12 protein-coding genes and 1 pseudogene are annotated in these 13,268 nt (G+C 54.3%); 10 read left to right on the top strand and 3 right to left on the bottom strand.

Annotated features, from left to right (window positions below; translation table 11 throughout):
* The 4 genes and pseudogenes from ACR0L9_RS14060 to ACR0L9_RS14045 all read left to right on the top strand — a co-directional run.
* A partial coding sequence (locus tag ACR0L9_RS14060; protein ID WP_480895899.1) for a hypothetical protein occupies positions 1-253 on the top strand: 253 nt, incomplete at its 5' end.
* 315 nt (positions 254-568) lie between these two features.
* The gene (locus ACR0L9_RS14055; protein ID WP_480895898.1) at positions 569-3,697 is read left to right on the top strand and encodes an adenylate/guanylate cyclase domain-containing protein; all 3,129 of its coding nucleotides are present in this window, start codon (positions 569-571) and stop codon (positions 3,695-3,697) included.
* 133 nt (positions 3,698-3,830) lie between these two features.
* Entirely contained in the window at positions 3,831-4,805 is a 975-nt protein-coding gene (locus ACR0L9_RS14050; protein WP_170734236.1) for a hypothetical protein, read from the top strand.
* Positions 4,806-5,209: 404 nt separating this feature from the next.
* Positions 5,210-5,582: pseudogene (locus ACR0L9_RS14045) on the top strand (transposase); the annotation flags it as partial.
* Between the two features lie 143 nt (positions 5,583-5,725).
* On the opposite strand, the gene ACR0L9_RS14040 reads toward ACR0L9_RS14045, so the two are convergent.
* The 3 genes from ACR0L9_RS14040 to ACR0L9_RS14030 all read right to left on the bottom strand — a co-directional run bounded on the left by ACR0L9_RS14040 (position 5,726) and on the right by ACR0L9_RS14030 (position 7,346).
* Positions 5,726-6,760, bottom strand: a complete 1,035-nt coding sequence (locus ACR0L9_RS14040; protein WP_480895896.1) for a hypothetical protein — start codon at positions 6,758-6,760, stop codon at positions 5,726-5,728.
* 132 nt (positions 6,761-6,892) lie between these two features.
* Positions 6,893-7,033 carry a hypothetical protein gene (locus ACR0L9_RS14035; RefSeq protein ID WP_480439611.1) on the bottom strand — a complete coding sequence of 47 codons (141 nt, stop codon included), beginning with the start codon at positions 7,031-7,033 and terminating at the stop codon, positions 6,893-6,895.
* 172 nt (positions 7,034-7,205) lie between these two features.
* A complete protein-coding gene (locus ACR0L9_RS14030; protein WP_480895895.1) occupies positions 7,206-7,346 on the bottom strand; it encodes a hypothetical protein in 141 nt (46 codons plus the stop codon).
* Positions 7,347-8,424: 1,078 nt separating this feature from the next.
* Here ACR0L9_RS14030 and pcaF point away from each other — a divergent pair.
* The 6 genes from pcaF to ACR0L9_RS14000 are packed head-to-tail and all read left to right on the top strand — an operon-like array spanning position 8,425 to position 13,263.
* Entirely contained in the window at positions 8,425-9,627 is a 1,203-nt protein-coding gene (gene pcaF / locus ACR0L9_RS14025; protein ID WP_480895894.1) for a 3-oxoadipyl-CoA thiolase, read from the top strand.
* A gap of 15 nt (positions 9,628-9,642) precedes the next feature.
* Positions 9,643-10,635, top strand: a complete 993-nt coding sequence (gene paaA / locus ACR0L9_RS14020; protein WP_170397736.1) for a 1,2-phenylacetyl-CoA epoxidase subunit PaaA — start codon at positions 9,643-9,645, stop codon at positions 10,633-10,635.
* A 23-nt stretch (positions 10,636-10,658) separates the two neighbouring features.
* On the top strand, positions 10,659-10,943 hold the full coding sequence (paaB, locus tag ACR0L9_RS14015; protein ID WP_170404692.1) for a 1,2-phenylacetyl-CoA epoxidase subunit PaaB: 285 nt from the start codon (positions 10,659-10,661) through the stop codon (positions 10,941-10,943).
* Positions 10,943-11,710 (top strand): 1,2-phenylacetyl-CoA epoxidase subunit PaaC, encoded by a 768-nt coding sequence (paaC, locus tag ACR0L9_RS14010; RefSeq protein WP_170734231.1) that lies wholly within the window; start codon positions 10,943-10,945, stop codon positions 11,708-11,710. Before paaB ends, paaC begins: the two co-directional genes overlap by 1 nt.
* A 6-nt stretch (positions 11,711-11,716) precedes the next feature.
* Positions 11,717-12,175 (top strand): 1,2-phenylacetyl-CoA epoxidase subunit PaaD, encoded by a 459-nt coding sequence (paaD, locus tag ACR0L9_RS14005; protein WP_170404686.1) that lies wholly within the window; start codon positions 11,717-11,719, stop codon positions 12,173-12,175.
* Between the two features lie 14 nt (positions 12,176-12,189).
* Positions 12,190-13,263, top strand: coding sequence for a 2Fe-2S iron-sulfur cluster-binding protein (locus ACR0L9_RS14000; protein WP_480895893.1), 1,074 nt, complete (start codon positions 12,190-12,192; stop codon positions 13,261-13,263).
* Positions 13,264-13,268 lie beyond the last annotated feature (5 nt).

Here is a 13,268-nt window from a genome sequence, read left to right as displayed (position 1 = left end):
TAGAAAATCCCAGAGCAGCCCGTGCAGACTACAATTGATCACCCCGATCAATTGCTTAACGATCAAACCTCGCCAGGCTCATAACATGAAGGTCGTAGGTTCAAATCCTGCTTCCGATACCATCACTGTCGAACAAGCCGCCTCAGAGAACACAGTCTTCGAGTTACTTGAGTTTGATCGTCAACCGGTTGTCGCAGGTGTCTTTGTTCCGTTGGGTGGAACACCCGTATCGTTTGATCGGGATTGCGTTTGAACATATAGATTTTGCCGAAATTGCGCCGAGTCCCAAATCCCAGACTTTGCTGAATACGAAAACTGTGGCTCACGCGCTCGCGGACTTCTTTTACCGTATCGTGGTCATTGATCTTCAAATCCCGGATCGCGTCTTCTTTCAACCGACGTCTAACCCGTTCGGCAACTGCGCCTTCAAGTAGTAGTTGTGCTTCCGGCACAAACAGCGCACATCCTTTGACATTTGGCGCGAGTTCTTGTTGGCTTCATTAATCCGGGATTGGCTTCGCGTTAACCGGCCTGCCAGAACCGTAGAGAAGTGAAGGGCCCGTTGCCGATGCTTACATTAAAGTCATGGCTCGAATCTCTGAAGTTGGAAAAATACCTCGACGTGATGGAAGCCAATTCCATTGATTTAGACGTCATCGGAGAGCTTTCTGAGCAGGATTTCGCAAGCCTTGGCATCGCGCTTGGCGATAGCAAACGACTTCTCAAAGCGATGAGGGCGCTGCCGGAGGAGAGGGAAGACCCCGACGTTGTCGGTTTTCAGGAATCCGCCTCCGCCTTCGAAATCGCGACAGAACGGCCGCGAAGGTCCATCGGCGAGTTGCGTCAGATGACGATCATGTTCGTTGATTTGGTCAACTCGACAGGGCTCGTGCAGGAACTGGGGATCGAGCAGTATCGAGACTCGCTCAAGGCCTTTCAGAACCTCTGTGCCGAAGCGATCAAGGAGAATTTCGGCTATGTCGCTCAATTCGTCGGTGACGGGGTGGTTGCCTACTTCGGTCACCCGGTAGCCAACGAAGATGATGCAGAGCGCGCAGTGCTCACGGCACTTGCAATCATCGAAAAAGTGAGCGTGATCCCTGTTCCCCCGCTAGAAAAACTGTCCGTGCGCATTGGCATAGCGACCGGCGATGTTCTGCTCGAAGACATTATGCACGGCACACAACAGGTCGACAGTTTCGTGCTGGGGGATATCCCCAACCTCGCCGCCCGCCTTCAGGCGCTGGCCGATCCTGGGCAAATTGCCATATCTGGGCGAACGCGGCGGCTTTTGGGGTACAACTTCCGCTGCACTTCGATCGGCAAACACCAACTGAAAGGATTTTCGAGCCCTGTAAGTGTTTGGCTGGTCAAAGAATCTCGAAAGACAGAGCTACGCTTCGAGAAGCGGATACACGGCGCGCTAACCCCCCTGATTGGACGTGAAGGCGAATTCAACTTGCTGCGCAGACGCTGGAACGCCGCCTGCCGTGGCGAAGGACAGGCAATATTTCTCTCTGGCGAGGCGGGGCTCGGAAAGTCGCGTCTAGCAGAAGAAATACAGCAAACGCTCGTTCTCCCCATGGGCCAGAGGCTCAGCTTCCAGTGCTCACCCTACCATGAAAACAGCTCGTTCTTTCCAATAAAGTCACATATCATCAATGCTGTCGGCCTTAAGGAAAACGACACTCTCAAAGAGCGTGAATCCAAACTGAAAACGTTTCTGGAAGAGCGCGGCAACGCCTCAGACGAAGTGACCTCACTGTTTTCCAACCTGCTTTCTTTCGGTGCGCCGGAGCAACGCCCGCCTGTGGCGCCCGAAGAGATTAAAACGCGCACTTTTGAGATCCTGCAAAACTACGTCGAACGCGCCTCGCTCAAAAAACCTGTCTTTATCCTCTTCGAAGACCTGCAATGGATCGATCCCTCTTCCGAAGAGTTGCTCAACAACCTGCTGGAGCGAATCGGCAATCTGCGGGTTATGGTACTGGGCACCTACCGCCCTGAATACACACCAAGGTGGTCGAACCTGCCCAAGGTCACCACATTGTCGTTGCCCAGTTTGGGCACGCGCGAAACAGCGCAGCTACTCGAAGCACTGATGAGCGACGGAATGGCACTGAACGGGCTTATGGAAACCATCATCACCCGCTCGGAAGGCGTACCGCTCTTTGTTGAGGAAATGGTGAGTATGCTGGCCCGCTCCGCGGGTTCAATTCGGCCGGACGGCCATTTGAAACAAGAAACACTATTCCCGTCGAACTTGAAGGACCTGCTCCGGGTCCGGCTCGACCATCTGAGCGTCGCACCGGACACGATTTCAATTTGTGCCGCTCTGGGACAGGGCTTTACGAGTGATCTCGTCGCCGCCGTTGCTGGGCGACCGGTCGATGAAATCCTGTCAGAGCTTCAAAACCTCGCACGCGCACAGACCATGGTGGAGAAATTTGAAGGAGGCGAAAGCAGTTTTTCTTTCCGCCATGCCCTGATCAGCGATGTCGCCTACGAGGCGATCTTACCACAACAGGCAAGGAGTCTGCACCTCCGCATTGCCGAAACCATGGTAGCGCGTTTTGCGAACCTTTGCGCACGTCAGCCCGAAATTCTGGCGCTGCACTACAAAAAGGCGGAACAATTCGACGCAGCGCGGGATCGGTGGCACGAAGCTGCCAAGCTGAGCCTGCGCAACTATGCCAGCAACGAAGCAATTGCCCAGATGAGCGCCGCGATCGAGGCGCACGACAGGCTTGAGCACCACGAAACGTCCGACCAGATCGAGATCAAATTGCGCCAGTCTCTCGCCGTCGCCCTTGAAATGCGCAGCTGGGGCTCGCCCGACATCACAAGAAATCTGGAAAAGCTGATCGCGCTTAACGAGAAAAGTGGCGATCACGAAGTGGCTTTTACCAACCTCCACCAGCTCATAGGTGAACACTTGATCGGTGGCCGCCCCGATGCGGCCTGGCCGTATTGCGAACAAATGACTGACATGCTGGCCGATGACCCCAATGCCGCTTTGCACACCTTAAGCGAACACAATAGCGGCTTGGCTTCGCTGCTTAGGGGCGAATTCGACCAGGCGATTTCTCATCTGGACCGTGCACTTGAACATCGCGCCCAGTGCGACTTGAGCGAAATCAACCGATTCTATCCAGCGGATACGGAAATTGTCGATATGGTGATGCGCTGCTGGGCACGCACTCTGCAGGACCCTGAAGATGACAAGGTGCGCTCGGAACTGGAGCAGGCGATAGCCAAAACCCGCGCCGAACGCAGCGAATTCTCCCGCTGCTACGCGTTGAGCATTATCGCGTCCATTTACTGTACCTACGGTGAGCCCGCACCCTGTCTAGAATTTGCCAAGGAAGCGTACGAAACCAGCAAAAGAAAGAAATTCAAGTATTGGGAACACTGGTCCGCCGTACTTGTGGGATGGGCCGAGACCAGATGTGGCGAAGCAACGGGTGTCAAGACCCTACGGGACGGGCTTGAAAAATATGTGGAGACAGGATCGGGTCAGATCGTTGCCTTCTCGCACAGCCTGCTTGCGGATGCCTTGCTCCATCAGGGTGATCCGGAAGAAGCCGCCGTGGAAATGTCCAAAGCCCGTGAGATTCTTGCGGTCTCCTCCATCAGGTTCCATGAACGGCTGACCGATACAATCGAAAAGAAGATTAAGGCCCATCCCGCCGTTTGACCACGCTGCACCCTGCAACCCGAAATCCCGTTCACAGTCCACATTTTCCCGCAAACCGGGGGAATTCTTAGATTTTTTAAACCGAACGTGCTACGGTTCTGGCATTACTCGAATTTTGTTGTCGGAGTAAATTATGAAAAGACCCAGTTTAAGTATGTTGCTGTTAACTTGCATTGTCGCTCTTTTTTCCGGTTGTTCCTATGTAGTGGAAGACGAGAAGGGATCATCATTCAACACGATCAACCTGCCCGACCAGAAGGTGGTCGCGGGCGGAGTATCTCCTAACAAGAATCTGGAAGACCCGCCCAAGCCAGTGAAAGAGTTCACGGAAGCGGATTTCAAAAGGCTCCTGTCGCAGCTCAGTGAGCCCCCTTGCGATCCCCAGCAGGAGTTTTGTCCTGCCATTAACCGTGCGTCGGTTGTCCGTGACTACGGCGGATTTTCCGGGGTCGCAACCGAGCCGGTTGTAAGGGTTGCGAACAACAGGAACCTGTTCGGCACAAGGACAGTTTCGGTCAAGGGGCAGATATTGGACAAATGTCTGCACGACTCTAGGCTCGCCGGGTATTATTATTCGGGCGGCGCAGATGGTCCGTATGCAAAATCAAGCGGCGACCTTCGTCTCTGTGTCCTGATGCGAACCGCAGTCTCGCGTGCTGGAAGGCTGACGCCAGCAGTTCGTTACCAGTACTTCCACGTCGAGGCCGGGAACGCCAGGGTCGACAAAAAAACTATAGAAGACGCGATAAAAGGTGTATTTCACAAAGCCTTTGATGCGACAGAACTGAAGGTCAGCGCTGCCATGGCGGAGCCGTTCGAATACAAGCTTTATGCCGCGAAACAGGACATCAAAATCGTCAACTATTGGGAAGCGAATTGGGAGCTTGGCAAGGGCCGCGCAAAATGGAAAAAATTCGATCAAAGCACAGTTCCACCCGGAAGTCTGAATCGTATCCCCCTGATCTTTGCGGATAACGGGACCGCCTGTATTGACATGATGTTCCCGGAGGAAACGGGCGTACCAATGACACTAAAACCCAACGCCGCGGCCGGTGTCCACTATTGCCTCGGTCGTTGTTCAAAACCGCCCATCGTGAACACGCGCTGACAGAGCGGTGAGTTTGGCGACCCTGTCGCGCGTTGCGTGTTTCAGCCGGCGCCGTTTTTTCTACTTCGCGAACGTTGCATTTGCCCTTTTAGGCGAGCCGGCATGAACTTCCATGTCGAAGGCTCCACCAGCGATGTCCCGTAGAAAGCTGGATATAACTACGCACGTGAAGGGTCCTGTGCGGGGCTTTTCTCGCTTGATCGTCCTTCATCTGGCTCTGAAATGCACGCAACGCAGAGGCGTCTGTGAACCCATGCCGGACTTCAAGAAACTGGGAGCCGGTGTAGCAGATCCGCAGGCGATCATTCTGATCGAAGGAAAGAACGCGAGTAGGAAGGTCCAGACCTGCTCGCATGTTCTCTTTCAGAATGGGCGTGTGACCCACCTGCTCGCAAACGCACACTGGCTTGCATATGAGGACCGATATCACACCGGGTTGGACATCTGATTATCGTGGTTTCGATTTGGTAAAGGTAGACAATCTGCCTTAGCCGCGCGTGTTGATAGCAGATCGCGGCTATGATGCTGACAAAACACGTAGACAGATGAATAATAATCGAGTTGTGATGAACCAGATATCGGTACGGAAAAACACAAAGATGCGCGTTGGTGTCGACCGTTCACTCTACCGTCCGCGAAAACGGGTCGAGCGCTGCTTTAACAGGCTCAAAAACGCTCGACGTGTCGCGATCCGCTATCACAAGGCCGCAGAAAGCTTCCTGGGATATCATAGACATAGAGTCCAACCGACTTTGGCTTCGCCATTTGTCAACATGAACTAGTCGCCAGTTCTCTTGATTAACGGCGTAAGTCGCGATCACCACCGCAGGTCACAAAGTCCAAAGTGCCATTCGCTGCGCTCACATGAGCGCATCTCGGTTTTTTCGATGCCTCAATTTTGGCGTGCGAGAAGAATTGACCTATCGCGTCGCATCCAAACCCGGTGGAACGCCCTTGCAATAGCCGCCCGCACAAAACACACCTGCGTTTGGCAGCGACGCCGGCACGGAAATGTCAAAACCATTAACCTTATCCACGAACCAAATGTCGATACAGGCATTCCCTACAATCAGGTATGCAGGGTTGTTGGGCGGCAGCGCCGTGCCGTCAATTTGCATAAGTACAAGCTGAATTCCCGTTCCTCTTGCAATAAACCGCTGCTGATACGAACCACCATTGGGCGGCGGGTTTGAAAAGCCGCCTGATTCTTCGACTTTCAGGCTTTGGCCATTCACATTGAATACCCACCGCACATTGATTGGGATGCCCTCTATGTCGTTCGTAAGTAGATTACGACATAGGACAAACTTGGTGGTTCTTATGTCGAATTGGCCACGACCAAGGCCCTCGTTCGCGTCTTGATCAAAAGCGTATTGGACGGCAGTCATGGAACTACGACCCAAAATAGCCGTCTTATAGATTTCCCATTTGTTATTTGAATTGCCCACATCTGGTGGGATAGGCGGAAGCGCCTTGCACTTTTTTGCGCCAATGTCGGAAACTGTTAACATTTCTATCGCTGCCGCGGCTTGCGCTCCACCACCGTGCAGTTCTTCATCTCCATCTCCATCTTTATCTTCAAAATACCCCAGTGAGTCACCAAGGGCTTTCAATCCAGGGTTATCGCTTTGATCCCTCAGAATGTTGATAACAACATCTTCCTTCAACATTCTGTAATCATTCTCCGCCGAAGCATTTATCGCAAATGCGGACTCGGAACTTAGGCCCAATTCGCTTATTTGGTCGGAAAGCTCTTTAAGGTCAAAGGGCTCCTTTACGTGGTTACCTTCAGCATCTTTTTTCTCGGACAGATAACTGTAGAAAACATCTGGAACCGTCACGATGTCGTTGTCCTGACCGCGAACATCCGTCGCAATGGACAATGAAACCAATAAACACATCGGAGTTCCGTAACGAGCCTTGCTAAAAAAGGCCGTGCAAAGACTACTGATCATAAAACTCTCCCTGAAAAACTTAACGACAAAAAAGCAAAGACTTAAAAACAACAGCAATCAGCTAAGTGCGATTGGACGGCAAAACGTTCACGCAATGAGCAAACCGCTATAGCGGTGTAAGGTTAGCACAATTCAGCATTCGCTGCACTGGATTTGTAGCAGTGCGACGTACAGTTGCCGCTTGGGCATTTTGTTTTCGCCGGAAGCTTCATTCTTAGCAACTAAACCAAGTAAACTGCCAAACACAGCATCAGATATAAAAATAACGGTCATTTATTCGGCAATAGCGTGAATCTCAGCCTCGTCTCGTGCCGCTAGGCCGAGAACTATGATTTTGGGCTAGACCATGCGTGGTGTGTTGAGCTTTCCAAATTGCTTGGTCTCGTGTGCAAAACAAATGCGCATAGCTAGGCCCATAGTGTGCTTCGTCAAGTGATAGAAGCGGTCACATCACCGACAAGAGCACGATCGCTTTGTAAGCATATAAAAGCGTCCAGCCTCTTTGCTCTAAGAATTGATTGGGTTCAGCGGCATCATAGCCGCCACGCAAGATGCGCGCAAAATGCAGCGTCCGCTGCGGTTTCATTCGCCCCCGTGCCGTTATCGTATCTGACCTGAAAACCCGATCAATTTCGCGTTTCAAATCGTTCCATCTTTTCGGTCTGGAGTTGGGAAGGCTGGCAATGGTGACCCTCCCGGGCCGCCCCTCTTGCAGGCTTTAATTCAGTACAGTCGCTCAGAATCTTCACGAAGAGACTCCGGACTTTTTTGTATGCCTCTAACTTGGCGTTTCCAGACACTTTTTTTTGACTGCCGGTAAAGCTCTACCGCTTCTACGAATAGGTTGTTAACTTCCGTGTCATTGTTTTGTGCTCGCACTTCGAATGCTGAAATGCAAAAAAGCAAACGCCAGCAAAACGGTTCAACGCACGTGTTGCGACGATCCGTTGTAATCACCGCCTATACCTGGCATTTCAGTTGCGTTCGGCATCGGTGGTTGCGCCCTACCGCAAGCAATTGGGTCGAACAAAGCACCGAACAGACCGCCGCAGGGCGGCTTTGTTCGTTTTGAATCTCAACCAACGCAAATACACCGACAGTTCCTCGACAAGTTTAATTGCATACTTCCGTTCTAACGGGATCAACTTGATCTCCGATAGACAGCTGCGAATGATGGATGTCGTCTCGGCTTCTGTGCATTGAGCATTCAACGCTTCTTTTCAAAGTTAACTTGATGATTGTCGATGACTGAAGGCGGCTTTTGCGACGAAAGTTGTTAAGTGTCATTCATTAAACGCTATAGGTCAAAACCAGACAATCTGGTGCGATGTCTGCCGCAGATACAAACGTTTACCGGAACTCCAATCTCAGAATGGCAACATTTCAAACTGCCTATTCGAAGCGGTCTAAGTACGTTTTCGATTTGTCAAATTTTGTGTTGAAGGAACCCTTATCAAAGGTCTGAGACGGCATCGGCGCAGATGGTAAGCCGGCAAAGACTACGTTTCACACGACCAAGTTACTCGCAGCAAGCCAAAGCGTTACGGAAAAAGCAGGAAAACGTAGATGAAGTAACATAAAGCTTGCTGCGAATCGATGAGAGGCTTATTAACCGACCTATCGGTCACTTAATGATGTGAATTCAAATTCGGAGTAATCGACCTATGGACGCCTTTATCTGCGACGCCCAGCGCACCCCGATCGGACGATATGGTGGTGGACTAAGCCAGGTGCGCACAGATGATCTTGCCGCCCTGCCAATCGCTTCGCTTGTCGCGCGTAACCCACAGGTGGATTGGTCCAGTCTGGACGACGTGATTTATGGCGATGCGAACCAAGCCGGTGAAAGCAACCGCAATGTGGCGCGGATGGCGGCGTTGCTGGCAGGGCTGCCGGTGGATGTACCGGGAACGACAATCAATCGGCTCTGCGCGTCTGGCATGGATGCGGTGGGCATGGCTGCGCGCGCCATCAAGGCTGGGGATTATGACATGGCGATCGCGGGTGGGGTCGAAAGCATGTCGCGTGCGCCATTTGTGATGCCCAAGGCAACATCCGCCTTTACTCGTGCCAATGCCGTTTACGACACCACGATCGGCTGGCGCTTTGTGAACCCGAAAATGGAAAAGGAATTTGGTATCGACTCGATGCCCGAAACAGCGGATAACGTAGCGGAAGCTTATGGTATCAGTCGCTCCGATCAGGACGCGTTTGCCGAACGCAGCCAGGCCCGCTGGGCCGCGGCGCACCAGACCGGGGTGTTTCAGGAGGAGATCACCCCGGTCACAATCCCACAGCGCAAAGGTGACCCGGTGGTGGTCGACACGGACGAGCATCCGCGACCGGGGACTACAGCAGAGAAACTGTCTGGCCTAAAGGGCATCAATGGGGTGGACAAGACTGTGACCGCTGGAAACGCCTCGGGTGTTAACGACGGCGCGGCAGCGATCCTGATGGCGAATGAATCTGCTGCGGCAAAGAACGATCTGACCCCGATTGCCCGTATGGTTGGCATGTCCGTTGCTGGGGTGGAGCCGCGCGTGATGGGCATCGGCCCGGTTCCAGCCAGCCGTAAGGTGCTTGCACGGGCTGGGCTCAGCATCGATCAGATGGATGTGATAGAATTAAACGAGGCGTTTGCCTCGCAGGGCCTAGCCACGCTGCGCGAACTCGGGGTGCCCGATGATGCGCCGCATGTGAACCCAAATGGCGGGGCAATCGCCATTGGCCACCCGCTTGGAATGAGCGGTGCGCGGCTAGTGATGACTGCTGCCTATCAACTGCGCCGCACCGGAGGCCGCTACGCGCTCTGTACCATGTGTGTCGGGGTTGGGCAGGGTGCCGCACTTATTCTTGAACGTGTGTAAGGGAGGAGACCTCACATGTACGCTCAGATGATCAAAACAGCCGGATCCGGCGTGAAATCCCGCGAGGAGATGACCGAGCAGGAACGCGCGTTTCAGGACAAGATCGACGCCGATATCAAGATCGAGCCCAAGGATTGGATGCCCGACGACTATCGCGCGACACTGATCCGTCAAATTGGCCAGCACGCACATTCTGAAATCGTAGGCCAGCTGCCCGAAGGAAACTGGATCACCCGAGCGCCAACGCTGGAGCGCAAGGCGATCCTGCTGGCCAAGGTGCAGGATGAGGCCGGGCATGGGCTGTATCTCTATTGCGCGGCAGAAACGCTGGGTGTCAGCCGGGATGAGATCACCGAGATGCTGCTGGACGGGCGCATGAAATACTCGTCGATCTTTAACTATCCGACCCTGAACTGGGCTGATATCGGCGCGGTCGGATGGTTGGTCGATGGTGCCGCGATCATGAACCAGGTTCCGCTGCAGCGGACGTCCTTCGGACCATACTCGCGCGCAATGATCCGCATCTGCAAAGAAGAGAGCTTTCACCAGCGCCAGGGCTATGATGCGATCCGCAAGATGGCAGAGGGTACGCCAGAGCAGCGTAAGATGGCGCAGGATGCAATAAATCGACTGTGGTACCCGTCGCTGATGATGTTCGGGCCGTCGGACAAGGAAAGCGTGCATTCGGCGCAATCCATGGCGTGGAAGATCAAGATCAACACCAATGACGAGCTGCGCCAGAAATTCGTGGATCAGACCGTGCCTCAGGCCGAATATCTGGGTCTGAGTATCCCTGACCCGGACCTGAAATGGAACGAAGAACGGGGCCATTATGATTACACCGACCCGGACTGGTCCGAGTTTTTCGATGTGATCAAGGGCAACGGCCCTTGCAATGTCGACCGGCTGGCCGCGCGTAACAAGGCGTGGGACGACGGTAAATGGGTTCGCGACGGGCTGCTGGCTCATGCCCGCAAGAAACGCGCCGCAAATCTGGCTGCAGAATAAGACTGCCCTGAGGAGGATACCAAATGAACAACGAATGGCCCCTGTGGGAAATCTTCATCCGCGGACAACATGGCATGAGCCACCGCCATGTTGGGTCGTTACACGCCCCGGACGCGGAAATGGCGATCAAGAACGCGCGCGATGTCTACACGCGCCGCAACGAAGGCGTTTCGATCTGGGTGGTTGAGGCCAACAACATCTCGGCCTCATCGCCCAGCGACAAAGGTCCGCTGTACGAGCCCAGCGAAAGCAAAGTGTACCGCCATCCAACCTTCTTCGATATTCCCGAAGAAGTGGGGGCGATGTAATGAGTGTTCCGGTTTCCAATGACGCTTTGCTGCAGTTTCTGCTGCGGATGGGGGACAATACCCTGATCCTCGGCCATCGCGTCAGCGAATGGTGCGGCCATGCGCCTGTGCTGGAGGAAGACATCGCGCTGGCCAATACCGCGCTGGACTTGATCGGTCAGACTCAGATGTGGCTGGGTCTTGCGGGTGAGATCGACGGCGGCAAATCCGCCGATGATCTGGCCTTTCTGCGCGACGCCTGGGATTTCCGCAATGTGCTGCTGGTCGAAGTGCCGAACGGCGACTTCGGCCGCACGCTGATGCGTCAGTTCCTGTTTGATGCTTGGCATTCGATCATGCTGGGGCATCTGATGAAATCCTCTGACGAACGTGTTGCGGCGATCGCCGCCAAGGCCAGCAAAGAAGTTAGCTATCACCTCGAACGTTCGGGCGATACGGTTGTGGGCCTCGGCGACGGGACCGAGGAAAGTCATGCCCGCATGCAAGAGGCGCTGGACTATCTCTGGCCATATGTCGGCGAGATGTTTGCCAGTGACGATGTTGATGCAGAAATGGTTGCGGCGAGGATTGCCCCGAACCCGGCAGATCTGCGCGCAGAATATGACGCTCTGATTGAGCGTGTGCTGTCCGAGGCGACACTAACCATTCCCGAAAGCCGCTTTGCCCATAAGGGCGGGCGCGACGGTCGCATGCATACCGAGCATCTGGGCCATCTTCTGACACAGATGCAGTGGTTGCAGCGCGCATATCCCGGCGCGAAGTGGTAAGGATCAATGCGGGCTTCAACGGATCAGGTGTGGGAATGGCTGGACGCTGTACCAGACCCTGAGATTCCGGTGATCTCGGTCGTCGATCTGGGCATTGTACGCGATGTGCGATGGGATGAAGACACTCTGACGGTTACCGTCACGCCGACCTATTCGGGCTGCCCGGCGACCTCGGTCATCAGCATGGATATCGAAACTGCGCTGCGTGATCATGGAATCGACGATCTGCGGATCGAGACAAGTATCGCACCGGCTTGGACCACCGATTGGCTCAGCGACAAGGGCCGTGCTCGGCTCGAGGATTACGGCATCGCCCCGCCGCAGCCTGCAGGTGGACCTGAACGCTGCCCACATTGCGGTAGCAAGGCGGTTGAAAAGGTCAGCCAGTTTGGCTCGACCCCTTGCAAGGCCCATTGGCGCTGCACCGACTGCCTGGAACCTTTTGACTATTTCAAGTGCATCTGAGGGAGGATCACCGGATGGCACGCTTTCATGATCTGGAAGTTACCGATGTTCACAAAACCATCCGCGATGCGGTGGTCGTGACGTTGAAACCTGTAAACGGTTCAGCCGATGAATTCGACTTTACCCAAGGCCAGTACCTGACCTTCCGCCGCGATTTCGACGGGGAAGAACTGCGCCGGTCCTATTCGATCTGCGCGGGCAAGGATGAGGGCATTCTGCAGGTGGGGATCAAGCGCGTGGATGGCGGCGCATTCTCGACCTGGGCCAACTCCGATCTAAAGGTGGGCGATACGGTGCAGGCGATGCCGCCGATGGGCAGCTTTTACACCGCAATCGATCCCTCCGCCGAAAAGCATTATCTGGGCTTTGCGGGTGGGTCGGGCATCACGCCGGTTCTCTCGATCCTGAAGACGACGCTCGCCCGAGAAACACATTCGCGGTTCACATTGGTTTATGCCAACAAGGGCGTGAACACGATCATGTTCCGAGAGGAGCTTGAGGACCTCAAGAACCTCTATATGGGGCGTTTGAACGTGATCCATATTCTGGAAACAGACGCGCAGGAAATCGATCTTTTTACCGGTCTGGTCACGCAAGACAAATGTGCCGAACTTTTTGAACACTGGATCGATATTCAGAACGTCGACACGGCTTTTATCTGCGGCCCCGAGCCGATGATGCTGGGCATTGCCTCAGCCCTGCGGGCGCATGGGCTGAACGACGGGCAGATCAAGTTTGAACTCTTCGCCAGCGCTCAACCCGGTCGGGTCAAGCGCAAAGTGAGCGGGGCGGACACGGCATCTCAGGACAACCAGACCAAAACATCAATCACCATGGACGGGGCAACGCAAACGATCACCATGCCGAAGGATCAATCGATTCTCGATGCCGCGTTGGAGAATGCGATGGACGCGCCTTACGCCTGTAAGGCCGGGGTCTGTTCAACCTGCCGCTGCCGGGTGCTTGAGGGCGAGGTCGAGATGGTCGCCAATCACGCATTGGAAGACTACGAAGTCGAGAAAGGATACGTCTTGAGCTGTCAGGCCTATCCGATGACCGACACCGTTGTCGTGGACTACGATCAGTAGACGGA

The sequence above is a fragment of the Ruegeria sp. I3 genome (genome assembly GCF_056532525.1).
Note: the sequence above shows the minus strand (reverse complement) of the source record. Positions and strands in the feature narration are given on the sequence as shown.